A 24,927-nucleotide genomic window follows, 5' to 3' on the forward strand; every position below is an offset into this window, starting at 1 on the left:
GGGTACGGCGCCCGTACCGGCCGCGAGCGGTTCCCCCGCACCGGAGACGAGCGGCATCCCCGAGGCGAAGCACACCGCGACCCCGCAGCCCACTGCCGGAACCCCTGGTGGCTCCGGCTCCGGTTCCGGCAAGACCATCGAGAACGCCTTCACCACCGGCTACACCTGGTTCGACAACACTCCGAGAGGCAGCGCTCAGATCTCTGCTCCGGTGCTCCATCAGCGGGCCGACGGCACAGGCACCTGGAAGGACCCGATCACCTTGGCGGTCGGACACACCATGGAGGGTGGCAAGGACACCCTCGACTACCCGGCGGGCACGCGCTTCTACGTCCCTGAAGTGCGGCGGTACTTCATCGTCGAGGATGCCTGCGGGGACGGAGCCAGTCCGCAGAACGGGCCCTGCCACAAGCTGGACACCGCTCCCCAGGGAGCCACCACGTGGCTGGATCTCTACATCGGTGGCGGCAGCGGTGACAATGAGTCCGCCGTGCAGAGCTGCGCGGACCGCTTGACCGGGCTGAAGACGGTGATCCAGAACCCTTCCGACGGCCTTCCTGTCGTCGAGGGACCCCTGTTCGACAACGGTAAATGCACCGCGACCTACGGCAACGGCTGACATCGACAGCAGGGTTCCGTACAACCGGCACCGGCTCCTACAGGCGCGCGGTGACCGCATCGGAATGCCCGCTCCGCTGGCCGGCGGAGCGGGCATGTCGTGTTTTCGGTAAAGGCGTAGGCGGCCAGGGTGTCGGCGGCCGTCCGACGCCCCGGGGTGCGGTGAGGGAGGCATGGGCAGGGCCTGGGACGGGCCGGTCGGGCGCCCCAGGCCTCAAGGACGTCGGGACGGCAGGAGAGCGCGACCGCCGTCCGGCACGCGCGCGAGAAGGCCGGTGTCACGGTCAGGCCGAAGGGCTTGGAGGACGACACTACGCAGCCGACGAGGGGCGATGGATCCGCATGCCCGGATTAGGCTCGACGAGACGCGTTTTGACCATTGCCCGCACGAACTCGATGGCGGCCGACGCCATCGCACCGGTGTCATCCACACAAACGCATCCTCGTGTGCCAGGTCACCAGCCATGTCGCGTTGATCCGCCAGTGCCGGACCGTGACGTATGGACCGGCCGACGAGGTCAACGAGACAGCGAGTCACCGACCGATATGCGGCTATTTTCCTGCCGAGATTGATATGGCAGTTACTGTGACACCTTGAGCGACCTTTCGAACAGACCCTAATATCTACCGTGCGCCGCTTAACACCTTGCTAACGGCCTTGCCCGACTGAGCGGGAAAGGGTCTCATGGTATGAGAGGGAGTTGCATGGTTGCCGTAGCCCACACGGTGCAGGACATCGAAGTCACCGTCGGTAAACTCCAGGGCGAGTTGCATCGCCTCACGACCCGCAAGGAGCTGCTGGAACGCGAGCTAGCCGCTGTGGCGGCGCATCTCGACTCGGTTCTGGTGGCGCTGGGGGCCCTCCAGCACTTCATGAAGACGGTTCCCGCGCCACCCGCCGGCCAGGACGAGACACGGCCGAGGCGGGCGGAGAACCAGCGGCCGCACGAGCACGCTGTCGTGCCGACCGCCCGACGGGGCAACCCCGGCAGTGGCAGATACGGCAGTCTCACCGAAGAGGTCATGAAGATCGTGAGCGCTGCCCAGGGAGCCACCGTTCGGGCGCGGGACGTCGCAGCCGCACTCGGCCGGGACTCCGACACCGGTAGCATCAACGGGGTGCGCAGCACGCTGGACCGGCTTGTCGCCAATTCACGCATCCAACGTGCGGGACGCGGCCTCTACAGAGCCAATCCCTCCTGACGACGCAGCGCATTTCCGAGACTTCGGAAGCAAAGGGGCCGACGACAACATCGTGTGTCCGGCTGGTTGCCACGAGGACGGAGTTCATGAATAACCGGTAACTAGTCTGACGAAGCTCCTTGCTGACCACTCGTGCGGCATGCGGGTGGTGTTGTTGTCTCCCTACTCACATGTTTAGTAGGTGGACCCGTGTCACGTCAACACACCGGTGGTCCTTCGCTTCACGACGTCTCCCAGATTGCGGTGTTGTCGTCTTAGCGGGCCTGGCTGCCCTGAGAGGCGGGCAGGGCAGGCATGCCTGCCCGCAACACCACCGCGGCGGTGCCGAACGGCAGCGGAGGGGGGCGACGACGGCCCGCCCCGACTCCGCCACCGATCCCGCGGAACCGGTCCTGGGCGTCGATCAGCCACCGGCCAGATGGCCCCTGCCGTGGGACCCTCCGTCCAGGGCATCACGGCCGGACCGGTCAGGCGGGCCGGAGCGGCTAGGACGGCGCACCGGCCGAAGCCTGCCGCCGGTGCGCCCGAAGCCGCGCCCAGTGGGCGACCACGAGCGTGGCCGGGCCGACTCGAACCAAGCCACGGCGAGTATCCGGGCTGCGATCCCTTTACCTGCTCTTCAGCAGATGGCTTCACAACATCGCGAGTCACACGGTGCACACTAGGATTCACTTACTACTATGCACTCAACCGATTTCCCCCATCCCGACAACCTTGGCGGTGGGTCTCCGAGCCAGGCCACGCGCCGCGTGACTGCGGGAGACGAACGGGGCGTCCCGTCGGCCACACGCCGGCGGGACGGCTCCGCCACGAGTGGACGACTCACTGTCCAGCGGAGATAGCAGTCACGCATGAAACACCAAGGCTGGTCCCTTCGCAGCAAGATGCTCGCACTGCTGCTGCTACCACTGCTGTCACTCTCGGCACTGTGGACCTACGCCGCCTACCTGTCCCTGGACAACGCGCTGACATTGGTGCACGTGGACGTCATAGGCAACCACCTGGCCCGCCCCCTCGGGCAGGTCTTCATCGAACTTCAGACGGAGCGACGTGCCAGCCTCATGGATCTGTCCTCCGGACCCGCGGCCAGCGGGGGACAGGGACGGCTTCCCGGGGTCACGGCGGATGAGTCACCGCTCGCCCGGAGCCGTGCGATGACGGACGGCGCCGTAGCCGAATTCTCCGAGCACGCCTCCATGGGCGAAGTACGCGATAGCGAGAGTGCTCAGGTGAAGCGCAGCATCGCCACCGTGCGTGAGACGTTGGGTGATCTCGGGCTGCTGCGGCAACGCGTCGACAAACGACGGATCGACGCATCGCACGCTCTGGAGGAGTACACCGCGATCAACGCAGCCATCTCCGAGGCGTTCGAGGCGATGACAGTGCTGCCGGACAAGGAGGCCCAGCGGTTCGGCCACAGCCTGTACACCCAGACCGTGGCCAGTGACTTCCTCTCCCAGGAGGACGCGCTGATATCAGCCTCCGCGTTCTCCGGACGGATGACGCGGCAGACCTACGCGCTCATCGTGCAGGACATCGGCGCCTCTCGACGCCTCGTCGAACTCGCCATGCGAGGTATGCCGGACACCCAGCGCAAGGCCTTCATGGAGTACGCCCAGCCGGGCGGACCACTGGAGAAGGTCAGGACGATGGAGGAGCAGCTCACCCAGGCCGGCCCCTCCGCCGGACGGCTTCCGTTCCCCGTCTCCCGCTGGCGTGCCGCCTACGACGCTCAGTGGCTGGCCACCAACGAGTTGGCGCTCGACGACATCGACGTCGTCTTCACCATGACCGGGCCACCGGCACTGCGTGCGCTGTGGGAGCTCGGCATCGCGGGCGCACTCGGGCTGATCGCCCTGATCGTCTCCGCCCTGATGTCCGTACGCATGGGACGCTCGCTGGTCGGTGACGTTTCCCGGCTACGCGAGTCGGCCCGCAATCTCACCGAGGACCGTCTTCGCGACGTCGTCGGCCGGCTGCGGCGAGGCGAGAAGGTGGACGTCAGGTCGGATATGACACAACCGGTTTTCGTCACCAAGGAGTTGGCGTACCTCGGGGACGCCTTCTTCGCGCTCCAGACGACGGCCGTGGACCTCGCGGCCGAGGACGTCAGGCTGCACCGGCACGTGAATGACGTGTTCGTGAACCTCGCCCGGCGCAGCCAGGTACTGGTGCACCGCCAACTCGGCCTGCTCGAGTCCATGGAGCACCGTGAGGAGGATCCGAACCGGTTGGCGGACCTGTACCGCCTCGACCAGATGGCCATGCGCCTGCGTCGGTACGCCGAGAGCCTGATCACCGTTTCCGGATCATCCACCGGCCGTGTGTGGCGCCGTCCCGTGCCCGCGGTCGACGTGGTCCGCGGCGCTGCCGCCGAGACCGAGCACTACGCGCGGGTGTCCGTCTTGCCGGTGCCAGACGTGAGCATCGCCGGACGCGCGGTCGCGGACATCGTGCATCTCCTCGCTGAGCTCATCGAGAACGCGGAGCACTTCTCACCCGCCGACACCGAAGTGCGCGTGAACGTCGGCACGGGCACCAAAGGTCTGGTCGTGGAGGTCGACGACCGTGGTCTGGGCATGAGTCAGGAGGGTCTGGAGGCCGCGAACGCACGGCTCAGGGAACAGGTCGAGGTCAGTACCCTGGACAGCACCCGCCTGGGCCTGATCACCGTCCAACGGCTCGCGAAGCGTCACGGTATCGGTGTGACACTGCGCCACTCGCCCTATGGAGGCGTGACCGCCGTTGTCCTCATCCCTCACACTCTTCTGGAAGACCCGAGGCCGGAAGCGCGGCACTCCGCCCCCGGCGCCTCTCCGCACCGTCTGCGGACGCCGAGCGCCGCCCTCGGCCACCAAAAGCCCCAGCAGCAGCACCAGCGGCCCGCTCGGGCTCTGCCTGCGGGAGGCGGCCTCCCGTTCCGTCCGCCGGCCACCGACCCTGGTGACGGGTCATCGGCCGTCGGCGGGGACACGACGTGGTCACGGCGGGACGCTCATCGCCGGCAGATGCTCCCGACGCCCCAGGACGCGCCCGTCGCCGGTCCGGTCCTTCCTGCCCCGGCGGCTGACGAGGGTGTCGCCCAGGAGCCGGAGTTCATCGACGGTTTGCCCCGACGCGTCCGTCAGGCCAGCCTCGCTCCTGAGCTGCGGGGGGCGGGCATCCCACTCGTCAGTGCCCCCATCGACTGGAGCGGCGGCAGGCAGGGGAGCAGCGCGGCGCAACCCGCCTTCTCCGGGCGCAGCGCAGCCGATTCCGCGCTTCCTCACGCGTCGCACGACGGCACGGCCGGCCTTTCCGGCCGGACCGATGCCGAGTCGGCTCGTCCGGCTCAGGTGCGAACCCTGATGTCGGCGCTTCAGGAGGGAAGCGCACGGGGTCGGCGCGCGGGGCGGGACGCCCCCTCTGAGGGCCATTCCTTTGGTACCCGCTCGTAGCGATCGGCGACGCGCCACCAGTCATGACAGCGGAAGGGAACAATTCGATGACACTGCTCGTCTCCACGGAAACGACGGCGCAACTCAGCTGGCTGCTGGACGACCTGACACAGCGGGTGCCTGAGGTCGGGCACGCGATCGTGCTCTCCTCGGACGGGCTCCTGCTCGCCGGCTCCCAGGGGCTTCCCCGCGAAGAGTCCGAGCGTCTCGCGGCCGTCGCAAGCGGTTTTCACAGTCTCGCCAAGGGAACAGGCCGTCACTTCGGAGGAGGTGCCGTACGCCAGACCGTGGTGGAGATGGAGATGGGTTACCTCTTCGTCTGTGCCGCGGGGGAGAACGCGTGCCTTGCCGTGCTCGCACCAGAGGGTGTGGACATCGGCCTCGTGGCCTACGAGATGGCTCGTCTGGTGGTGAGGGTCGGGCAGCATCTGGCCGTGCAGGACCGCACGATGCACAGCGGCCAGACGAACACGTGATGGTATGAAGCGGAACGAATGGTCCGACGACGGAACCGTCGCTCTCGTACGGCCCTATGCCATGGTGCGGGGCCGCACCCACTCCCGTCACAACATCTTCGACCTTGTCACCTTCGTGATGAGCGTGGTCGCCTCGATACGGGACTGGCAGTACGTCGAACCCGAACACGAAGCGGTGCTCGAACTGTGCCGGGAGCCCCTGTCGGTCAGTGAGCTGGTATCCCGAACGGGCCTGCCTCTCGGGGTGGTCCGGGTTCTCCTCGGTGACCTCCTGGACATGGGCGCGATCCGGGTGAGCGGTTCGTCCCACAGCGACGGCCGGCCTGGCGTCGGCCTGATTAGAGAGGTGCTCGCGGGCCTCCGCGCGCTATGAGCCGGCACCTCCGTCGGCCCGGGCGACCGGGACGGCCGTGAACGGAAAAGACGCACTCGACAAGGCACTGCCAAGAAACGGATCGCTCATGATCAGGGGAAAGTCACCGACAACAGCCTCGTCGGTGCCCGAGGATGACCTGCCCCAGGGGGTCAAGATCCTCGTGTCCGGTGGGTTCGGTACCGGCAAGACGACTTTGGTGTCCGCCATCAGCGAGATCGTTCCCTTTCACACCGAGGAGAACCTGACGCGTTCAAGTGTCGGAGTCGACGACACCGAGGGACTCGAGCTGAAGTCCCATACGACTGTCGCTATGGACTTCGGGCGCATCACCATCCACGACAAGTTGAGTGTGTTCCTGTTCGGGACGCCGGGTCAGGACCGGTTCTGGTTCATGTGGGACGAGTTGGCCTCGGGCGCTCTGTGTGCGGTGGTTCTCGCAGACACCCGCCGGCTGGCGGTCTCCTTCCCGGCCATCGACTACTTCGAGCGTTACACGGTCCCGTTCATGGTGGCGGTGAACACCTTCGACGGTGTGCGTACCCATGACCCCGACACCGTGCGCAGGGCGCTGGACATCGACCGTAGTGTCCCGGTGATGTTCTGTGACGCCCGTCAGCGCGAGTCCGTCAAACAGGTCATGGTCACCGCGGTGGCTCACGCACTCGCGCTCGAGGAGACAGCCGACGACCGAGTACGGCGCCGCTCCAGGGCGGATCTTCCAAGTGCACGGTGACTTTGACGACGCTGATCGCGGTCCGAGAGGCGGCAGGGCGTCTCGGCGAGGACGTGCAGTGCGCGGGTGAGCGGCAGGCGCTGCTTCCAGTACGGGTCATCGGTGAAGAGCTCGTCCGCGACCGTCTCGTCCAGGCGGTCCAGGTACTGGTGGGCTGCCGAACGGTAGCCCGGATACACGGGGCGCCTGAATGCGACGCGGTATCCGCCGTCGGAGCCTTCCCGGACGGCGCGGACACCCAGCCGGAGCATCGGGTCCCATGGTGCGGTCGCGCCGCGGGGACCGATGAGGTGGACGTCGCTGTCCGCATCGTCGTCCGTGGCGAACAGCAGGTTCGCAGATGTTGGCGTCGCCGTGTGCGGGACACCCCAGCCGGGTCGGCGCGAGCGCGTCCATGCGGTCCGCCTCGATTTCCAGGAGCCGGTGGAGCAGGGGTGCGGGGGCGAGACGACGCCCGCCGACGACGAGTTCGCGCTCTCCGGCGAGCTTGGGGAAGTACTTCTCCATGAGGGGCAGGCGGCGTAGGAATCGGCCTATGTGGACTTCGGCCAGGTATCCGGGCGGGGCCGGGGAGACAACGGATGCGTATCCGTCGCTCAGCAGGGAACGCACGGCGGAGGCGTTGCGGGCGAAGAACAGTTCCTCGTCGCCGTCGCAGTCGCCTCGGCGCAGCGGGGCACCGAGGTCCTCGGACGCCAGGTAGGCGGTGGTGGTCGCCGCCCAGCCGTCGCCCTCCACGGAGTCGAGGACGGGGCAGATAGCGAACGACGAGTTTCGGGGCCTCCTTGCCGAGGCGACTGACCTGCCGGAGTTTGGCGTGGAAGGAGTCCGGGTCGTGTCCATCCACCGCGCCGGGATGCGCGGCGAGGGCCTTCAGGACGACCTCGCCACCGTCCGCGGTGCGGGCCCGGTGCACGCGCGCGGGTGAGCCGCCTTCAAAGGATCTCCTCACCGGCGGTAAGGCGAGGCGGTCGGCCGCCGCGGCTACAGCGGCACCATCCGCGGCTGAGACGGCACCAGGCATGGGACCGGTGGAGTGGACGCTGCGCCTGGGTTGTGCAACGGCCATGGGGTGTCCTTCCTGCGGTTCGGCCGCGGACGCGCTCACCAGCGGATCGCCGAGAGCAGGGACGCGTGAAGCCGGGGGGTGCACGCGGCGATGCAGGAACGCTGGTTTCCCGGATCGATCTCCAGGAGCAGCGTGTCGCCCAGTGGGACACCGTACGCATCGGTGATGACGACGCCGGCCCGTTCGGCGAGGAAGACCGATGCTGCGATGTCGTCGGGGAAGAGGTGCAGGATGTTGCCGTGCCCGACCCGCCGGAAGTCGGTCTCGGTCTCGGGGTGGTCGCGCAGCAGGCGATGGCCGATGCCGACGTAGGCGTCCATCTGCCCGGTGATGATGCGGGAGATGGAGAAGGAAGCGCTGTTGAAGACGTAAACCCCGCCCCGATTGGCGGATGCGTCCACCAGGTGCCCGTAGGCGTCGATCATGAGCCTGGCCGGATGGCCGTTGAACTCCAGTGACCAGAACATACGTTCCGGATCCTCGGTTTTGCCGACGTTGGGGACCGGATCGGGATAGCCGCCGCTCTTGATGCCGTTGCAGTGGACGTCGGCGTACATCCACTGTCCGATCTTGATCTCCTTGAGCATCGCGTACTCGATGTCGGCGATGGTCGGCGCCGGCCCGAAGCGGGCGGCGGCGACGGGGCCGCACGCCATCTCCAGATCCGCCGCCGCCCCCCGCGTGCCGTCGACGGGATCGATGACCAGGACGTGATGCGGGTCGTCACCGATCACGCGGAGCCCCTCGCTCTCGGCGTACACGGCGATCGACGTCCCTGAGCCTTCAGGTACTCCCAGGCCACTCGCTCGGCAAGCACGTCGACGGGGAACTCGGCGTCGCCGCCGGCCGTCGTGCCCTCCTGGTAGCGCCCGGCGCGGGTCGCCCGCTCGTCGTGCACGGCCTGCACGATGTGGTCGGCGACGCCTTGCGCGAGCGCCCTCACAGCGCGTCCGTGAAGAGTCGGTCCAGCCGGTCGCACATCTCGTCGGCCTCCTGGGTCGTCATGATCAGCGGGGGTCGCACCTTGCGCGGTCATGGTGTTGGGCACGGCGACGCAGCGCACTCCCGCGGTGCGTGCGGCGCGGATCCCGCTGGGCGAGTCTTCGAAAGCGACGGCCTCGTACGGGGCGACACCGAGGCGGGCCAGGGCCTCGCGGTAGAGGCGGGGGGCGGGTTTGGCGCGGCTGGTGTCGCCCTCCTGACTGTGGATGGTGTGCCATCCATGCTCGACGCCGCACTGCCGGGCGTAGCGGGTGTTCCACTGCGTCGCTTCGGGCGAGCCACGGTCGCCCGCGGCTCCGGCCTGCTCATCGCGGTGCCGATGGCCTGCGCCCTGCTGACCCACTTTGCTGTCGCAGTGATCACCGCCTTCGCCTGCGCGGGACACGGCGCCGCCGGGCTGTTTCCGGCCGCGATGCATGCGGCCGGGAACATTCCCGGCATCCGGATCTCGGACAGGGTCGCCGTGGTCTCATGGCTGGCCCGGGCCGGCTTCCTGGCCGCACCTCCGCTCGTCGGACTGCTCGGTGACCGGGTGAGCCTGCGGGCCGGGGTGTCGGTCGTGGTCGTCGCCGACCTGATGGTTCTGGTCCTGGCGAAGAGCTTGACCCGCGGCGTGCCCGATGGTGCGGAGTGAGACCGAGGCGCGGCCGGGCGCGGGCCGCGAGGAGCGTCCCACGGGGACGCAACCGCTCGCCGCGGATGTTGTGCAGAATCCCGTCGGCGGCAGTCCGCGAAGGGCTCCCGTGCGGGAGACGCGTCGTTACGGCGCGTCAGGCGTGGGGAGGAGCTGTTCGGCCCAGATGACTTTGCCGTCGCGGTTGTGCCGGGTTCCCCACCGGTCGGACAGCTGCGCGACGAGTAGCAGACCGCGGCCACCTTCGTCGTAGGTGTGGGCTCGGCGTAGGTACGGTGCCGTGCTGCTTGTGTCGGATACCTCACAGGTGAGGGTGGTCTGGTAGATCAGCCGGAGCTGGATCGGGCTCTTTCCGTATCTGATCGCGTTGGTGACCAGTTCGCTGACCATGAGTTCTGTGGTGAAGGACAGTGCTTCCAGCCCCCAGGATGTCAGCCGGTCGGTGGTGAAGGTGCGGCATCGGGCAACGGCTTCCGGGGTGCTCGGGAAGTCGAGGATGGCGACGTGGTCGGGATCCAGCGCCGCGGTGCGGGCCACCAGGAGGGCTACGTCGTCGGTGGGCCGGACGGGAAGCAACGCAGTAAGGAGCTGATCGCAGAGGCCGTTCGGGGACTGGTGCGATGCGGCGACAATGTCGCTCATCGCACGGAGCGCGGTGTCCACATCCTGCGTCCGGCCCTCGATGAGGCCGTCCGTGTAGAGCGCCAGCACGCTGCCTTCGGGCAATGCGATCTCCGCGGTCTCGAACGGATACCCGCCCAGGCCCAAGGGGGGCCCGACCGGCATGTCGGGCAGGCCTACCGACCTGTCCGGCACCTTGCCGTCGTTGTCGGCGGTCATGGGGATGCCCACTACCGGCAGGACGTGACCGGCGCTGGCCATGGAGCAACTGCGCGATACGGGGTCATAGACCGCGTAGAGGCACGTGGCGCTCAGCTCTGCGTCGCTCCGCCCTTCCTCGCGTTGCAGCCTGATGACGACGTCGTCCAGGTGCGTGAGCAGCTCGTCGGGCATGAGGTCGATCTCGGCGAAGGCGCGTACGGCTGTGCGTAGGCGTCCCATGGTGACGGAGGCCTGCAGGCCACGGCCGACGACGTCGCCCATGACGAGTGCGACGCGGGCTCCCGACAGTGGGATGACGTCGTACCAGTCGCCGCCCACGCCGGCTCGGGCGCTGCTCGGCAGGTATCGGAAGGCTGTCTCAAGGGCGGAGTGCGCTACCAGTCGTCGGGGGAGCAGGCTGCGTTGGAGGGTGAGGGCGGTACGACGCTCACTGGTGTACCGGCGGGCGTTGTCGATGGATACGGCGGCTCGAGCCGCGACTTGCTGGGCGAGGAGGCGATCATCTTCGTCGAAGGGTGTTTCGGTGCGGTCCCGGTAGAAGTTCACCAGGCCGATGGTTCTTCCCCGGGCTTGCAGGGGAACCAGGAGCATGGAGTGGAAGCCGGACGCGTCCGTGGGCGCCTCCCGCTCAGGGAGAAGGGTCTGGAAGACGCTGCTGTGTGGGGCACTCAAGTCGAGCAGGAGCGGCTGCCCGGTGTTCAAGGCGTGAGCCGGCTCAGAGTTCGGCGCGTAGGTGTGTGTGAGTCCCGTGGGCAGGGAGGCCCTGCCGGACTCCGGGAACTGCGCGATGCGCACGAGCAGCGGCTCCGCCGACCGCGGGTGCCGCGTCTGTTCCTCATGCAGGGCGGAATACAGCAGATCGACGGTGACGAGGTCCGCGAAGTCTTCAGCCCCGACTTCAGCCAGTTCTTGTGCGGTCCTGGCGATGTTGAGGGTGGTTCCGATGCGTCTGCTGGCAGCATCGGTCAGGTTGAGCCGTCGTTGGAGCCAGTCGTTCCGCTCTGCCTGGTAGGCGGCGACGATCTGCTGCGAAGCACGGTCGATGTAGTCGAAGCCCGTCGCCATCAGACGCAAGGTCACTTCGTTGAGCAGCCGGCAGTCCGATGTGCGGCGAGCGGCTTCCTGCTGCACATACTGCATCATGGGAAGGTGACCGACATGGAAGGCCCTCAGCAGTCTCCTGAGAGGGATACCGCGCCGGGCGGACATACGGGAGACCTGCAATGTCCGGTTCGGAATCTTGATCACCGTCGCTTTCCGTCCCTGGTCCAGCATGTCCAGGAACGCGGTGACGAGCGCGTTCGCCTCTTCACGCGTGAGAGCCGTACGGTCATCGTCTTCCCACAACTCGGGAAGCTCCCCGCCCATCCGGCGCAACAGAGCCGCAGCCGACTCATTCACCTGCGGACGGAGACTCTCACTCAAAGAGTGCAGAAACGCGTCAATCTCTGACACCATGAGGCGAAACTATCGAAAAAACGACTGTACCGCACAAGAGAGCCACGTGCGCGTCCCTCTAGCGATCATCCGCCTGCGCCGTCTTCCACTCCGCGCTCGGTGCGCCCGCCGCCGCCACGCCGACGCTCTGGCCGCGCCCGAGTATTTCCCCGGCGCGCCGCACGGTCGTGCAGCAAGCATCAGTCCTTCGCGACGGACAGGGCCTCCCCTCGCAGGCCCACTGACCGGCAGGAACCACCAGCTGCTGCCGCTGCAGGACGAGGTGGCCCCGGCGCCCGGCGTCATCGGCCGAGCCAGACGCCGGCCTGAATGTTGTTGGTGGACCGCGGCTACGAGCACGACACGTACCGGCGTCTGCTCCGGCAACACAGCACCCGCCTCGCGATCGCTGAACGCGCCCAGCCACACGGCACGGGACTGTGGTACGGGCCCGGCAGTGGTATCTGCTGGAAGTCAGCTCCAGTCCAGCCATCGGGAGTGGGGCCTTCGTCGAGGAGAAGACCCGGGCGTACTCCTCTTATCTCGCACGAAGCTTTCCGCTGTGTGTAAGTGAATGGCAGCCTTTCCCCCGGCGGTCACCCGCTGGGTCTTGTCGGCCGGCTGCCCCGGAGCCCGTCCGAGTAGCCGCGCACAGTGAGTCCGATCACCGTCGCGATGGGCTGGGGGCCGGTCAGTGGCCTGCCCCCGAAATAAGAGTGCGGCGAAGCGGGCAGGGTACGTAGACCGACTGCTGGTCGCCTCGCGACCACCCGGTAGCACTGTACGGCGACGCTACGGCTCCGTCACCTGCCCCCACGCGCTCGAGGCTGGAGCGAGCCGCAGCTGCGGTGGCAGTGTGCTCTGTCGTCAAGTGCCAGTGATGAAAAGCTCGTTGGTAATCGTTAGAGTGTTGAAGTTCGTCGTGGATCAAAGTGATTGGAGTGATCGATGAAGGCTTTCCGATACGTGTCACAAGGTGCCCCGTTACAGTGGGTCGAACTGCCGGATCCGGTGCCGGATCCGGGGTGGGTCGTAATTGATGTCGAGGTCGCGGGGCTGTGCCACTCTGACGTGCACCTCGTCGACGGTACGATCCAGCCTTCGCGCCGTCCGCCCTTCACTCTCGGGCACGAGGTCGCGGGGGTCGTCTCCGCCCTCGGCGAGGGAGTGTCTGACCATGCGGTGGGCGACCGTGTGGCCGTAGCGATCATCGCGCACCCAGAGGTACAAGCGCATTACGCGCCGGGCATCGGGGTCGACGGAGGCTACGCCGAGCGTCTGGTGGCCCATGCCTCCACCCTGGTGACGCTTCCCGACGCCGTTTCCTCAGTCCATGCGGCCGTAGCCACGGATTCGGTCGTCACTGCCTACCACGCAGTCCGAACGGAGGCCAGAGTCAGGCCGGGCGAGGTGATTGCCGTTGTCGGCTTGGGCGGCCTCGGCCTCAATGGGGTCCGTACGGGCGTGATCGCGGGGGCCGACGTCTACGGCGTAGACGTCAATCCTGACACTTTCGAAGCCGCTCGCGCGGCCGGTGCCCGAGAATGCTTCACTCACCTCTCCGCGCTCGCCGACCTGCAACCTGACGCCGTCATTGACTTCGCGGGCGTAGGTGCCACGACGTCCGAGGCTGTCGACGTCGTACGCCGGCTCGGCCGCGTCGTCGTGGTCGGGCTCGGCGCGAGGAACACGACCATTTCCAATGGCAACCTGATCCGCAAGAGCGTGGAACTGCGCGGGTCGTACGGCGCGAGCAAGGACGAGTACCGCCAAGTGCTCAGCTTCATAGCGGAGGGTCGGATCGCTCCCGTAGTGGAGGAGATCCCCTTCCGCGAACTCAACGAAGGCCTCGACCGGATCCGCAATGGCAAGGTCCGGGGTCGACTGGTCACCCGGCCAAAGGGCTGACAACGGATTCTGAGCTGGCGACGCGGTACTCCTGTGCGGCGCGCGTCGAGGTGATGCACCTGGTACGGGCCTTGCTCGGTGATACCGAAGGACAGGTCCGCGGCCAGATGCAGTGCGGCGACCGTGTCGTCGCGCAGCCGGCTCACGGGCGGTCGTCCGACCACCGCGCGGAACCAGCCCACGACCCAGGACACGGCCTGGTCGAACATTGCCCGCCATCGAACTGCGTCTCCTCGGCGGCTCGCGGCCACCGCACGGTGTTCAGGAGTCTCCGCGACACTTGATGATCACGTGGTGGCCGCTTCAGTTCCCTCACCCGTGCCCGGGTGAGGCCAGGCATGATCGCACCCGTTGTCGCGGCATCGAGTTCGCCGCCGCTGGTCAGCCACGCCGAGGAGTACGACCAACAGCCGGAACTCCTGTCGAGGACCGAGGCCGCCGAGCAAGGCCAGCGAGACACATGTCGAGCGGTTGGCGGGCACGAGCACATATGGGCATCGGGTCGTCCGGCAGTTGGAGGCCGAGGGCGGGCTGGCTGCAGACACCATTGGTCCTGTCCTGGTTGCCGTATGAGTCCATCGAGCAGTTCGTACGTGGCGGCGGTTTTGTGAGTTTGTCAAGGCGGAGAAGTGGCCGTGCACCCACTGTCTGTGGGTCGACGGCGGGGGCTGGTGGCTGGTCGACTGATCCAGCTCACGCATTCTCCGATGCAGGTGCGGCTCAGTCTCCTTCTGCGCGGGGCCTGAGGTCGAGTGAGGCGATGAGGACCTGATACACGGGATCGATCACGCAAACAACTGGACACATAGAGGAAGGAAACGATTCCCCTATGTGCCTGTCCATGCCCTCCCTACCCTCCGGTCGACATACTGATGTCGTCCCCGCTCCGTCGCGGCTCGACGGTGGGTCAGCGGCGGAGCGGCGGATGCGGGGACCTCTTCGCATCCGTGATGGGGACAGCTGCTCTGGGCGGAGCCGGAGGGGGCCAGGCTGCCACGGCAGCGGGAACCGGCTCATCCGGCGACACAGGCTGCCCGTCACGGGCCGGGCCAGATCGGCACCTGCCGTGCGGGCACCCAATGCTGGAAGAATCGCGCCGAACTGCGTGCCGACATGGCGCCAGGTGCCGACGGCCGCTTCTCGTCCTGTAACGACGACCGCGGTCTCGCGCCGTGCGCAGCCCGTGGACAGAGGAAGTGCGGCGGGCCGGCGGTGAGCTGCCGGACCCGAGCGCACGGTCGGGGATCGAGTTCGCTGGTGAGCGGATCGAGGTCCGGCAGATACGCCAGGACACCATCGCCCGTTTCGACCTGGCTCCCGGCCGGTGACGGTGCGCCCCATTCCAAGGGTCGTTCATGCCGCCGCAGAAGGGGGCCTCGGGAAGAGCTGAGCCTTCTGTGGCCTTCCGCGGACTTGTAGGTGTAGCTCTCGCTCGTAAAACTGCCGGGCCGGCCACGATTGACCGAGCGCGACCGCTCACGCCGACCCATCGTCCGTGCTGACGCGTTCCCGGCGGCGGGCACGGGATCCAGCCCGTCTGTCCGCAGCAGGTATTGCCGGGGGAATGAGTCGTTCCTACACCACGCGCTGCGCGACAACCCATGTCCCAGGTCCTCGCTGGGAGAGTGCGCCGTGGCCGAAATCCTGCAGAAGCCCAGCGGGCACTGCCAGCCCCAGCAGCCGCGTGCGCCGGGGCTACCGGTGCACCGGTGAACGCACCGACGATGTTTTGCCTGGCGAACCGTGTGTTTGCGCAAGGCCCACACTGAGGGATCGTGGGCCCGTCCAGCCGCACGGAGACGATGCCCTAGACGCCGACCGCGGTTCACTCAATCGACTGTTCACGACGGTGGCCGAGTCGATGGTCGAAGGGCGCCGCAGGTGACGTCGATGCGGACAAGCGGGGAAGGGGGAGCCCATGGTGGTCCCCACCGCCCTGTCAGAGAGGCACCGGCGGCTGTGACAGCATCGACAATCACCAGCGAGCGCTCCGCCGACGCCGAGGCACACCCCGCGCCAGGTTGTTGACTACGCGACGACGGCTGCGCAGCCGGCCTCCGACGGCGGCTTGCTTCCGAGCGGCGTTGCGCTGCGTACCGGCATGCCCCATACGGCGAGGCGTGTCGTCGAAGCTCGGGGCACGGTTTCTCTGCTTGCCTTTCGGATTCCGAATCAGCGGGCGAACGTTTGGTTCAACCACACGCTATAACCGTCTTCTTCCATCAACACAGCAGTGGCACCGAGCGGGTCCAGGTGGTTCAGCTCGACGGCGGTGAAGGCGTAGCGCACCGCGGCCTCGATCGGCGGGACGAGTTTGCCGCCCGGCTGGGGCGGCGGGGCTGACCGCCAGTCGGGGGCTACCGAGACCAACCCGTCGGGGCTGCGGCTGAGGAGCTGCTCGTCATAAGGGAACTGGTGCAGCACGTGCCCGTCGCGGGTGGCGGCCACCATGTTCAGGCACGGTGCTGGGCCGCCGACGGGCAATCGGCAGGCGTTGGCGACGTCGTGGGTCTCCCAAGCGAGCACCGTTTCGTCAGCCTTGGCCGCCGCGGCGATGTGCGCCAGTTGCGCAATCCCGGTCAGGGCGTCTTCGCCGACCTTGAGCGGCCGTACCCACGCCAAGCCGATCAACTGGCCGCGAACCAGGGGCATGATGACCGGCCGCGGCACGGTCCCTTGCCGAAGGCTTGTGGTGTATGCCGTCTTCATGGTACTGACCAGTGCCTTCCATACCCGCGTGTCCACGGATCCCCTCTCATACGACCGGTGATCTCCCGCCGACCTTGCCACGGAGTGCCACACGGTGTCAGGGCGTTGATCAGCCAGCCGTCGCGTCGGCGCGGAACGGACAACACAGTGACGGATTCACTCGGACGGGCCGCGCTGGTTGCTGGAGGTAGATTTTTCGTTGCGCCACGGTGTGTTGTGAGCGCGGGACGCGGCCACTTGTTGTTGGCTGCGACCAGCACCGTCGCCCAACGAACCCGGAACTTATGTGTTGTGCAGTGGGTCCCCGGTTGGCGCGCACCCGCGGTGATGTCGCCGCGCTCTGAGATCTTCGGACGGATGCCCTGCCCGGCTCTTTGACGACCCTATCCCACGAGGCGTCTCCGGCGGACCTGAGGCTGCGCGTCGGTCGGCGGGGACGCCCGGAACACGGGGACCAGCCGGAGACGTCCGTAGTTAGTCGGTGCTCGCGGCGGGCTGGGAGAGGAGACCCCTGACGACGGCGGACTGTTCGCCGAGAGCCCGGACGGCCTCCGCGGCTGCGGCCTCGACCTGTTCGGGCGCGGCCCTCTCCGGGCCGAGGAGTGCCGTGAAGGACGCGGCGAACACGCGATCGGGGTCTTCGACCTGCCGCGCGGAACAGCCACCCGCCACCATCACGAATCCCGAGAAGAGGGAGTCGACCGCCAACGCCTGGTCCGCGACCGACCAGTCGGTCCTGGCCAGGTCGTAGGTGCGCCAGATCGGCAGTATCCGGCGCACCATGGCGTCGGGTCCGAGAGCGTCGAGCAGCGTGGCGGAGCGGGCGTCGTCCGTCAGGACGCCCAGCAGTTCTGCGTCGTTGCTCCGTACCGCCAGGACGTATGGATGTGCGGCTGCCACATGGAGCAGGTTCGGACACAGGCGCGAGGGACGAATCAGCTCGTGATTGGCGGCGACCGCGCTGATCACCTCGTCCGCCAGAGCGAGGAAGTCGCGGCACAGGAGGTCGAGCAGCAGGTCTTCCTTGGTCTTCCAGTACAGGTAGACAGTGCCTTTCCCGATGTGGCCCTTGCGGGCCACATCGGCGATGGTCACACCCTTGCTGCCGCGCGCGAGCAGGAGCTCACCCGCGGCTGCCAGGATACGTGCCGCCTTGGGTGGGAGGCTTTCGGACGGATCGGGCAAGGTTCGGCTCCTCGTACCGGTGAGGCGGGTCGCTCAGGACCTCCTTCAGGATGTCCGCGCTCTTGTACTTCACGACCCCGTCGACGTGGAACATTCTATCGATCAGGCGCCTGCCCAGCCGTGTCCGTCCCAGCGCGGGCATGACCCGACGCAACATGAGCTGCAGGCGGTTGTCCGCTACAAAGAACCCACGGTCCTTGAACGCGTTCACCTGGTAGTAGCTGATGTAGGGCCGCAATCCCCCCTCCCAGGCGGTGAGGGCTGATTCCAGGTTGTCGGGCTGACGCTCCAGCAGGGTGCCGAGCAGGTCGGCACCCGCCAGTGCCGCCGAGACGCCCATGCCGGCATAGAGAGTCACACACCAGGCGGAGTCGCCGAGCAGGACGACTCGGCCCTTGTGCCAGGTGTTCATGCGTACTTGCTCGGCCGAGTCGAACAGCACGGTGTCGCTCGCTTCCAGCGCGTCCAGGACGTCTTCGAGGATGTGGGGCCGCCCCTCACCGAACGCGGCGCGCACGCTTTCGGCCACCGGCCGGGACAGCTCTGCGTCCACGTCGTCCGTGCGGTAGCTGAGCAGGATGGTGGGATCGTGGTCGGCGAACGCGTAGACCCACATGGACCGGTCCGGTTCCAGCAGAGTCGCCCCCAGTCCGGGAGTCAGCCCGGCCGGGGTGCCGGAGTACTCGAACGCGGCGATCATGTAACCCATGCGCTCGATGTACTGTTCGTGCGGGCCGAACACCAGGGACCGGACCGTGGAGCGGATGCCGTCGGCGCCTATGACCAGGTCGAATCGTTCGATTGTGGATGTGCCTGTGGCGGTGTCCCGCAGGGTCACGTCCACGCCGTGCTCGTCTTGTTCGATGGCGGCCGGTACGGTGGAATACCGCACCTCTGCGTCATCGGCGAGCACTGTGAACGCGGCTTTTTCCACGTCGCTGCGGAGTAACAGCCACGGTTCCCCGGGCATTTCCGTATAGGAGAGACCCGGCCGCTGCCTGCCCTTTCGGTCCATGTCCACCCCGCGTATCAGTGACTTGCGGTCGTGCAGATGCTCCAGGACGCCCAGACGACGTGCGGCCACGAGACCGGCGCCGAACAGTGCGACGAAGTATCCGCCCGTGCGTCGGGCGGGGGCACGCTCGACGATCACGGGCGTCCAGCCGGCCCGACGTAGTCGACTCGCCGTGGCCATCCCGCTGATGCCCATGCCTACGACAAGGGCCCGCTTCTGCTCGTTCTTGTTCATGCGCCTATCATACTGACCAGATCGTTCATTTGGTCAGTCCCTGCGTCATTCCGATCGGGCGTGGTACCCGGACACTAAGAAGCCCTGCACGCCGCCGTGTCCGCGACGACCGCACTTCCAGGAGCTTCTGACCGAAGGCCGCAGCCGCGGCTTCCTTGCGTGAAGCAACCGGCCGGCCTCCGGGGCAGTGGTCATACGGGCGAAGACGGACCTGGCATCCGCTCCGACAGCGGGAGCTCGTGCACCGAGGGCCGCGGCCGCCGACGTCCCAGGATCCCGGCTCCCCCGTGCCAAGGAGCACGACGGCAGGACGGCGACGGCCATGTCATGGAAAAGCTGTCACAACCGAGGTGCCGAAGCTGTCTTCCTTTTCAACAGCTGTACTCGACAGGCCAGTTGCGCGTCGGTACCCGTGCCTTCCGCGGGTGTCGCGTGGCGTCGTGAACTCTCCGACCGTCAGCGCTTCAGCCGCCGGTCGGACAAAGTGGAGGAGAGAAGTGTCAGTCATACGCGCTGGCCGAGGCGGCCGGTGACCACGGCAGTCGAAGTGTTCAGAGCCACGGTGCGCTACGGCGGGGTGACGGCCGTGGAGGACTTCACGTTTTCGCACTCCAGCGGCGGTGTGATCGGACTGATCGGACCCAACGGTGCTGGAAAGACAACCTTGATGAACGCCCTCTCCGGGGTGACGCCGCTGACATCGGGCACCATCCGCGTCAACGGTCACGACATCACAAGCGTCGGCCCGGTGCGTACCGCCCGCCTCGGTGTGACGAGGACCTTCCAGAACCTGCAGATCTTCGGCTCGCTGACCGTGCTGCAGAACGTCATGCTGCCGCGAACGGCCCGAAGCCTGAGCCTGTCTCTGGGGCACGTTCTGGGTCTGGCCTCCGCAAGGCGCCGGATCGCCGTCGAGCGCCGCACGGCGCACGAACTGCTCGAAAGAGTGGGGATGGCCCAGTACGCACATCTCTCCGCGAACAGTCTCGCCTACGGACTTCAGCGCCGGGTGGAGATCGCCAGAGCTCTGGCGGGAGACCCCGCACTCCTGCTCCTGGACGAACCCCTCGCGGGTCTCGCCCGCGCAGAGAGTACCGATCTGACGTCACTGTTCACCGACATCGCTGCCGAAGGCGTGACCGTACTGTTGGTCGAGCACGACGTCGCCGGAGTCCTCTCGGTGTCGGACCGGGTGGTGGTACTGGACCACGGCCGACTACTGGCGGACGGCACATCCGAGCGGATCGCCGCCGATCCCGCTGTGCGCGCCGCCTACCTGGGCGAGGAGAGGTGACCGAACTGCTGCTGGGCACCGGGCTGGTGTCCGGATACGGCCGGATCGAGGCCCTGCACAGCGTGGACGTCGCGGTGGACGCCGGGCAGGCCGTGACCGTGATTGGACCCAACGGCGCGGGCAAGTCGACGCTGCTGCGTACCCTCGCGGGGCTGTCCCGCCCGTGGCAGGGCACCGTCGAGTTCGACGGCACGGACGTTACCCACTGGTCTGCTGAGCGGCGGGCCCGAGCAGGTCTGGTGCTCGTTCCTGAGGGCCGGCACGTGTTCGCCGGGCTCACCGTCGAGGAGAACCTGAGGCTGGGTGGTTACGCGGCGGGGCGGGCGGCGACAACGCCGGGGCTCAACGCGGTGTATGACCTGTTTCCCGCGCTCGCCGTCCGTCAGCGACAGCCCGCCGGTACCCTGTCGGGCGGCGAGCAGCAGATGGTGGCGATCGGCCGCGGGCTGATGAGCCGTCCGAAACTGATGCTGCTGGACGAACCGTCGCTAGGACTTGCCCCGCAGGCGGTCCGGCTGGTGACCGACGCCCTTGTGGAACTGGCCGGGCGTGGCACCACGTTGGTCTTGGTCGAGCAGAGCGCGAGCGTCGCGTTCCAAGTGGCACACCGCGGTTACCTCATGGAGCGGGGCGATCTCGTGGCCTCGGGACCCGTGGACCACCTGCGTAAGGATCCCAGGGTTCTTCGGGCCTACCTCGGAGGGCCCGCCGGATGAACGTACCCGCCTCGCCCACACTCAGGATCGGAACCCGGTAGGCCCGCATGTCGCAGTTCTTCGACTTCACTCTCTCCGGACTCGGGACCGGCACCACCTATGCCCTGGTCGGACTCGGGGTGGCTCTGGTGTACCAGGTCACCGGCGTGATCAACTTCGCGCAGGGCGACTTCGTCATGCTCGGCGGGCTCGGTTCCGCCGTGCTGTACGAGGCGGGCACGCCCCTGTGGGTAGCGGCCTTGGCCGCGATAGCGTTCACCGCCGCGGTGGGGGGTCTGCTGGACCTCGTCGTCATCAGAAGAGCACGGGGTGCCGACAGCGAACGGCTGATCATCCTGACCATTGGCGCCTCGGTGACTCTTCAGGGCGCGGCGCTGCTCGCCTTCGGCGCGGACTCCCACTTCGTCCCCCCGTTCTCCCCGGGAGACGCCTTCGACGTGTTCGGCGCCTATGTGCCCCGGCAATACCTGTGGTGCGGGGTCGCCACCGCGACGGCGGTCATGCTGATGTGGGCGTTCCTCACCAGGACCCTGTGGGGTACCGCGATGCGCGCCACGGCCATGGACCCCGAGACGGTCCGGCTCATGGGCGTCTCGCCGGCCCGGATGAGCCTGCTCGCGTTCACCTGGGCCGCGGCGCTGGGCGCTCTGGCGGGAGTGTTCCTGGCTCCTCTGCAACCGCCGGACGCGTCAGTGGGTATTCCCTTCGGTCTCAAGGGTTTCACGGCGGCAGTGATCGGCGGACTCGTCTCCCCGGCGGGAGCCGTGGCCGGCGGGCTGCTGGTCGGACTGGTCGAGGCGTACGCCACCGGATACCTCAGCAGCGAGTACAAGGACACGCTCACCTACGGGCTGCTGCTCGTGGTGCTGCTGTTGCGGCCCACCGGGTTGCTGCGCCGGCCGTCGGCGGTGCGGGTATGAACACGTCGCACAGGGCACACGCTCTGCTCGGTTCCCGTGCCGCCGGATACGCGGCCTTCGTCGTGCTGCTGCTGGTCGTGCCCGCCGTCTTCACGAGGGTGCCCTTCTACACGATGTCAGTGGCTGTGCTGATATGTCTTCAGGCCACGGCGGCTCTGGGGCTGATACCCCTCCTCGGCCGTGCCGGGCAGATCTCCCTCGGGCAGGCCGCCTTCTTCGCCGTGGGCGGGTACACCTCTGCCGTCCTCACCGGCAGATGGCATGTCAACGCCCTGCTCGCGTTGCTTGCCGGCGCCGCCCTGGCCATGGGGGTGGCGTACGCCGTGGGGTTGTTCATCTTCCGGGCACAGGGCCAGTACCTGGCCCTGGCGACCCTGTCGTTCGGTCTGGTGGTCAGCTCCCTGGCCAACCAACTGCCGCTGACCGGCGCATCCAACGGCCTCTCGGGGATCCCGTCACTGGCACCGTTCGGGGTGGAACTGGACACGGATCTCTCGATCTACTACCTGGTGGCCGGCGTGCTGCTGTTCGCCGTGCTGGCCGTGGACGCGCTGTTGCGGTCGCCCGCGGGCGATGCGTTGAGTGCGCTGGGCGACAGCCCCGTGGCGACGGAGGCGGCCGGTGTCTCGGCCGCCACCCTGCGCCGTGGCGCGTTCGCGCTCGCGGCAGGGCTCGCCTCGATCGCGGGCAGTCTGTACGCCCATTGGTCGTCCTTCATGGATCCCGGCCAGGCGGGACTCCTCAACTCGGTGCAGTTGCTGGTCATCGCCTCGGTCGGTGGACTGCGCACTCCGTGGGGCGCACCGCTCGGCGCTCTGGCGATCATCACGCTCTCCGAGGCGTCCAAGGACTTGATCCCGCAGGTGTTCCCGTCCGCTACCGGGAATTTCGACATCATCGTCTACGGGATCGCTCTGATCGCCGTCCTGCTGTTCCTGCCCAGAGGGGTGGGTGGCGCGTCGGCGGTACTCAGGAAGCGGTCGGCTTGGGTGGGGCAGGACGGCCCTGCCCCCGCCGCGACCGCTCGTACACAGAAAAGAGAGACACAGTGATCCGGACACGTACCTCGTTGGCGCTGACCGCGGCGGTTGTTGTCGGTGCCTTGGGGCTCACCAGCTGCGCGTCGCCGGAGACGGACGACCCGACGGGCGGCAGGCAGGGGAAGGAGGCCGACATCATGATCGGCGCCAGCCTGGAGCTGTCCGGGCCCACACAGAGCATCGGCACCGCGTACGAGAAGGCCCTGGAACTCCAAGTGGGCTTGATCAACAAGCAGGGCGGCGTGCTGGGCGGACGCAAGCTGAGGCTGATCGTCAAGGACAACCAGACCAAGCCCGCGCAGAACATCACCAATGTCAACAACCTGATCAACAATGACCACGTCGCGGCGGTGATCACAGGCGGCTGCTCGGCGTGCACCGTGCCGGTCACCACCATTGTGGAGAAGCGCAAGGTACCGCTGATCTCTCTGGCCTCGGCGACGGCGATCACCAGCCCGGTGGCGGAACGGCGGTACACCTTCAAGATCTCGCCCAATCCAGCTCAGGACGCCGGGGTTCTGCTCGCCGAACTGAAGAAGAAGGGGGTGAAGAGCATCGGCCTGCTCAACGTCGACAACCCCTATGGGCAAGAGGGCCGCGCCGCGGTGCTGGCCCAGGCCAAGAAGGCCGGCATCGAGGTGACTGGTATCCAGCAGTTCGGCCAGGAAGACAAGGACATGAGTGTCCAGGCGAAGCGCCTGGTTGCCGGCCGTCCCGACGTCGTGGTCGTGTGGGCGGTCATGCCGGCGGCCGGGATCATCGCCAAGAACCTGCGGGACGCGGAATTCGGCGGAGGCGTCTATCTGGATGCCGGCGCCGGCGCGGAACTCTTCGTCAAGGGCGCTCAGGGAGCCGCAGAGGGCATCCACATGGTGTTCCCCCGGGTTCTCGCGATCGGCGACGTGACGTCGCACGACAAGACCGTCCGCGCCCAGAAGGAATGGGTGGACCGGTACACCGACAAGTACCAGAACTACTCCGGGTTCGCCTCCTTCGGGGCGGATGCCGCCCTGATGCTGCGCAACGCCATCGCCAAGGCTGGGACCACGGACGGCCCGAAGCTGCGCGACACCATGGAGACACTCGGCTTCGACGGAGTGTCCGGGCCGATCCGCAACACGGCTCAGGATCACTCCGGCCTGCAGCCCGAATCACTCGGCGTACTTGTGGTGCGCGAGGGCGACTGGCACCTTGCGAACTGACGTCCCCAGTGGTGCGGCGCCGGCTCCCCTCCGGAGCCGGGCAGACGACCAGCGTGGCCCGTATGCCGCCCCGCGGGGCGGCATACGGTGTCGTCACAGACCAGGTTCACCGTCGGTGGCCGCCCGGCGATCACGCTAGAGGAGCAGCCCTCGATCAACGACGGGGCCCCCTGACCACTGTGGAGCGCCCGCCGACCGCGAAGGAAGAGGCGATGGTTCATGGTGAGGTGCCCCCGGACGGAGCATGGAGGAGACCTTTCGAGGCTCGGACCTCATCAGCAGTATCGGTTCCCTTTCGTGCCCGTTGTGGTGTCGGTAAGTGCAGTGGGCGGTGCTCGGTATTGCTCAGAATTGTAGATTGATTCGACCTCTGCGAAACCTGTGTTCCCCCGGGGCGTCGGTGATGTGGCCACCGTGCGGTGCCGGCCAGAACCCGGCGTGTAACAGTCAGGGTCGCGAGGGCAGTGTCGGAGCGGTTGACATGTGTCGCTTGGTTCCAGGATGCGGACCGTCCGGCGATTTCGGGCCACAGGCTGTTCGGCCGCGTGAGCGCGTTGAGCGGGCCGGGCGGGGAAGAGGTGGAGCGTGATCGATTCTTACGGGCTGAATGTCGGGGAATTCTCTGCGGTGATGCAGGAGTACGAGAAGGTCAAGGCAGAGCTGATGGCAGCCGTGAAGAAGACGCAGGAGCTGCTCAATGCGCCCCCTGCCAAGTGGGATAACGACCCTGTTAGTCAGAAATTCACCGGCGCATACAAGAAGAATGTCACCCAGTTGATCGAAGCGGCGGAGGCTGTAGCAGATTCCGCTGACGATATCGCGGGGACCGCCAGGGGGACAGCGGCACAGAATGAGGCCACAGAAGAGGCGAATGCG

General features: G+C 67.3%; 21 protein-coding genes and 1 pseudogene. 15 read left to right on the plus strand and 7 right to left on the minus strand.

From position 1 onward, the window contains the following. The 6 genes and pseudogenes from AQJ11_RS39115 to AQJ11_RS39140 form a co-directional block, all read left to right on the plus strand. Nucleotides 1–619 (plus strand): annotated as a pseudogene (locus AQJ11_RS39115) (hypothetical protein); the annotation flags it as partial. Between the two features lie 704 nt (nt 620–1,323). Beyond that, nucleotides 1,324–1,821, plus strand: a complete 498-nt coding sequence (locus tag AQJ11_RS39120; RefSeq protein WP_059266538.1) for a hypothetical protein — start codon at nt 1,324–1,326, stop codon at nt 1,819–1,821. Nucleotides 1,822–2,705: 884 nt separating this feature from the next. Beyond that, the gene (locus AQJ11_RS39125; RefSeq protein ID WP_059266539.1) at nt 2,706–5,258 is read left to right on the plus strand and encodes a sensor histidine kinase; all 2,553 of its coding nucleotides are present in this window, start codon (nt 2,706–2,708) and stop codon (nt 5,256–5,258) included. A gap of 47 nt (nt 5,259–5,305) precedes the next feature. Continuing rightward, entirely contained in the window at nt 5,306–5,734 is a 429-nt protein-coding gene (locus AQJ11_RS39130; protein WP_059266540.1) for a roadblock/LC7 domain-containing protein, read from the plus strand. A 4-nt stretch (nt 5,735–5,738) separates the two neighbouring features. After that, the gene (locus tag AQJ11_RS39135) at nt 5,739–6,107 is read left to right on the plus strand and encodes a DUF742 domain-containing protein (protein WP_059266541.1); all 369 of its coding nucleotides are present in this window, start codon (nt 5,739–5,741) and stop codon (nt 6,105–6,107) included. An 88-nt stretch (nt 6,108–6,195) separates the two neighbouring features. Beyond that, a complete protein-coding gene (locus tag AQJ11_RS39140; RefSeq protein WP_059266542.1) occupies nt 6,196–6,843 on the plus strand; it encodes a GTP-binding protein in 648 nt (215 codons plus the stop codon). Nucleotides 6,844–7,947: 1,104 nt separating this feature from the next. On the opposite strand, the gene AQJ11_RS39155 is transcribed toward AQJ11_RS39140, so the two are convergent. Both AQJ11_RS39155 and AQJ11_RS51805 read right to left on the minus strand, forming a co-directional pair. Further along, nucleotides 7,948–8,673: an inositol monophosphatase family protein gene (locus AQJ11_RS39155; protein WP_208616729.1), complete on the minus strand. Its 726-nt coding sequence runs from the start codon at nt 8,671–8,673 to the stop codon at nt 7,948–7,950. Further along, nucleotides 8,643–9,122 carry an HAD-IA family hydrolase gene (locus tag AQJ11_RS51805; RefSeq protein ID WP_244218585.1) on the minus strand — a complete coding sequence of 160 codons (480 nt, stop codon included), beginning with the start codon at nt 9,120–9,122 and terminating at the stop codon, nt 8,643–8,645. The genes AQJ11_RS39155 and AQJ11_RS51805 overlap by 31 nt, the downstream gene beginning before the upstream one ends. Nucleotides 9,123–9,134: 12 nt before the next feature. On the opposite strand from AQJ11_RS51805, the gene AQJ11_RS51810 reads away from it, so the two are divergent. Beyond that, on the plus strand, nt 9,135–9,548 hold the full coding sequence (locus AQJ11_RS51810) for an MFS transporter (RefSeq protein WP_059266545.1): 414 nt from the start codon (nt 9,135–9,137) through the stop codon (nt 9,546–9,548). A gap of 126 nt (nt 9,549–9,674) precedes the next feature. Here the strand turns inward: AQJ11_RS51810 and AQJ11_RS39165 are convergent, their stop codons facing one another. Next, nucleotides 9,675–11,849 carry an ATP-binding SpoIIE family protein phosphatase gene (locus AQJ11_RS39165; protein WP_059266546.1) on the minus strand — a complete coding sequence of 725 codons (2,175 nt, stop codon included), beginning with the start codon at nt 11,847–11,849 and terminating at the stop codon, nt 9,675–9,677. A gap of 927 nt (nt 11,850–12,776) precedes the next feature. Here AQJ11_RS39165 and AQJ11_RS39170 point away from each other — a divergent pair. Further along, on the plus strand, nt 12,777–13,736 hold the full coding sequence (locus AQJ11_RS39170; RefSeq protein WP_059266547.1) for a zinc-binding dehydrogenase: 960 nt from the start codon (nt 12,777–12,779) through the stop codon (nt 13,734–13,736). A 287-nt stretch (nt 13,737–14,023) separates the two neighbouring features. Here the strand turns inward: AQJ11_RS39170 and AQJ11_RS52910 are convergent, their stop codons facing one another. Then, complete coding sequence (locus tag AQJ11_RS52910; protein ID WP_398781523.1) at nt 14,024–14,437, minus strand: DUF5958 family protein; 414 nt, start codon at nt 14,435–14,437, stop codon at nt 14,024–14,026. A gap of 471 nt (nt 14,438–14,908) precedes the next feature. Between AQJ11_RS52910 and AQJ11_RS49495 the strand changes: the two genes are divergently transcribed. After that, nucleotides 14,909–15,064 (plus strand): hypothetical protein, encoded by a 156-nt coding sequence (locus AQJ11_RS49495; protein WP_159061779.1) that lies wholly within the window; start codon nt 14,909–14,911, stop codon nt 15,062–15,064. Between the two features lie 844 nt (nt 15,065–15,908). On the opposite strand, the gene AQJ11_RS39175 is transcribed toward AQJ11_RS49495, so the two are convergent. The 3 genes from AQJ11_RS39175 to AQJ11_RS39185 form a co-directional block, all read right to left on the minus strand. Next, on the minus strand, nt 15,909–16,481 hold the full coding sequence (locus AQJ11_RS39175) for a hypothetical protein (RefSeq protein WP_059266548.1): 573 nt from the start codon (nt 16,479–16,481) through the stop codon (nt 15,909–15,911). 438 nt (nt 16,482–16,919) lie between these two features. Further along, nucleotides 16,920–17,630 (minus strand): TetR family transcriptional regulator, encoded by a 711-nt coding sequence (locus AQJ11_RS39180; RefSeq protein WP_059266549.1) that lies wholly within the window; start codon nt 17,628–17,630, stop codon nt 16,920–16,922. Next, a complete protein-coding gene (locus AQJ11_RS39185) occupies nt 17,569–18,879 on the minus strand; it encodes an FAD-dependent monooxygenase (RefSeq protein WP_063807745.1) in 1,311 nt (436 codons plus the stop codon). The genes AQJ11_RS39180 and AQJ11_RS39185 overlap by 62 nt, the downstream gene beginning before the upstream one ends. Nucleotides 18,880–19,408: 529 nt before the next feature. Between AQJ11_RS39185 and AQJ11_RS39190 the strand changes: the two genes are divergently transcribed. From AQJ11_RS39190 to AQJ11_RS49500, 6 genes are all read left to right on the plus strand, one after another. Next, nucleotides 19,409–20,173, plus strand: coding sequence for an ABC transporter ATP-binding protein (locus AQJ11_RS39190; RefSeq protein WP_208616730.1), 765 nt, complete (start codon nt 19,409–19,411; stop codon nt 20,171–20,173). Next, complete coding sequence (locus AQJ11_RS39195) at nt 20,170–20,889, plus strand: ABC transporter ATP-binding protein (RefSeq protein WP_059266551.1); 720 nt, start codon at nt 20,170–20,172, stop codon at nt 20,887–20,889. Before AQJ11_RS39190 ends, AQJ11_RS39195 begins: the two co-directional genes overlap by 4 nt. Nucleotides 20,890–20,936: 47 nt before the next feature. Beyond that, the gene (locus tag AQJ11_RS39200) at nt 20,937–21,809 is read left to right on the plus strand and encodes a branched-chain amino acid ABC transporter permease (protein WP_059266552.1); all 873 of its coding nucleotides are present in this window, start codon (nt 20,937–20,939) and stop codon (nt 21,807–21,809) included. After that, nucleotides 21,806–22,861 carry a branched-chain amino acid ABC transporter permease gene (locus AQJ11_RS39205; RefSeq protein ID WP_059266553.1) on the plus strand — a complete coding sequence of 352 codons (1,056 nt, stop codon included), beginning with the start codon at nt 21,806–21,808 and terminating at the stop codon, nt 22,859–22,861. Before AQJ11_RS39200 ends, AQJ11_RS39205 begins: the two co-directional genes overlap by 4 nt. 17 nt (nt 22,862–22,878) lie before the next feature. Next, nucleotides 22,879–24,051, plus strand: a complete 1,173-nt coding sequence (locus AQJ11_RS39210) for an ABC transporter substrate-binding protein (protein WP_244218579.1) — start codon at nt 22,879–22,881, stop codon at nt 24,049–24,051. 585 nt (nt 24,052–24,636) lie between these two features. After that, nucleotides 24,637–24,927 (plus strand): hypothetical protein (locus AQJ11_RS49500; protein WP_159061780.1); only part of this gene is annotated, 291 nt, incomplete at its 3' end.

Source organism: Streptomyces corchorusii (assembly GCF_001514055.1).
Classification (GTDB): domain Bacteria; phylum Actinomycetota; class Actinomycetes; order Streptomycetales; family Streptomycetaceae; genus Streptomyces; species Streptomyces olivaceoviridis.

Bases quoted from the DNA above. Each gene is read 5' to 3' on its own strand.
- AQJ11_RS39165 (WP_059266546.1), bottom strand. From the start codon at position 11,849: ATGGTGTCAGAGATTGACGCGTTTCTGCACTCTTTGAGTGAGAGTCTC.
- AQJ11_RS39130 (WP_059266540.1), top strand. From the start codon at position 5,306: ATGACACTGCTCGTCTCCACGGAAACGACGGCGCAACTCAGCTGGCTG.
- AQJ11_RS39135 (WP_059266541.1), top strand. From the start codon at position 5,739: ATGAAGCGGAACGAATGGTCCGACGACGGAACCGTCGCTCTCGTACGG.
- AQJ11_RS39120 (WP_059266538.1), top strand. From the start codon at position 1,324: ATGGTTGCCGTAGCCCACACGGTGCAGGACATCGAAGTCACCGTCGGT.
- AQJ11_RS39170 (WP_059266547.1), top strand. From the start codon at position 12,777: ATGAAGGCTTTCCGATACGTGTCACAAGGTGCCCCGTTACAGTGGGTC.
- AQJ11_RS39125 (WP_059266539.1), top strand. From the start codon at position 2,706: ATGCTCGCACTGCTGCTGCTACCACTGCTGTCACTCTCGGCACTGTGG.
- AQJ11_RS52910 (WP_398781523.1), bottom strand. From the start codon at position 14,437: ATGCGTGAGCTGGATCAGTCGACCAGCCACCAGCCCCCGCCGTCGACC.
- AQJ11_RS39205 (WP_059266553.1), top strand. From the start codon at position 21,806: ATGAACACGTCGCACAGGGCACACGCTCTGCTCGGTTCCCGTGCCGCC.
- AQJ11_RS51810 (WP_059266545.1), top strand. From the start codon at position 9,135: ATGCTCGACGCCGCACTGCCGGGCGTAGCGGGTGTTCCACTGCGTCGC.
- AQJ11_RS39140 (WP_059266542.1), top strand. From the start codon at position 6,196: ATGATCAGGGGAAAGTCACCGACAACAGCCTCGTCGGTGCCCGAGGAT.
- AQJ11_RS39185 (WP_063807745.1), bottom strand. From the start codon at position 18,879: ATGAACAAGAACGAGCAGAAGCGGGCCCTTGTCGTAGGCATGGGCATC.
- AQJ11_RS39200 (WP_059266552.1), top strand. From the start codon at position 20,937: ATGTCGCAGTTCTTCGACTTCACTCTCTCCGGACTCGGGACCGGCACC.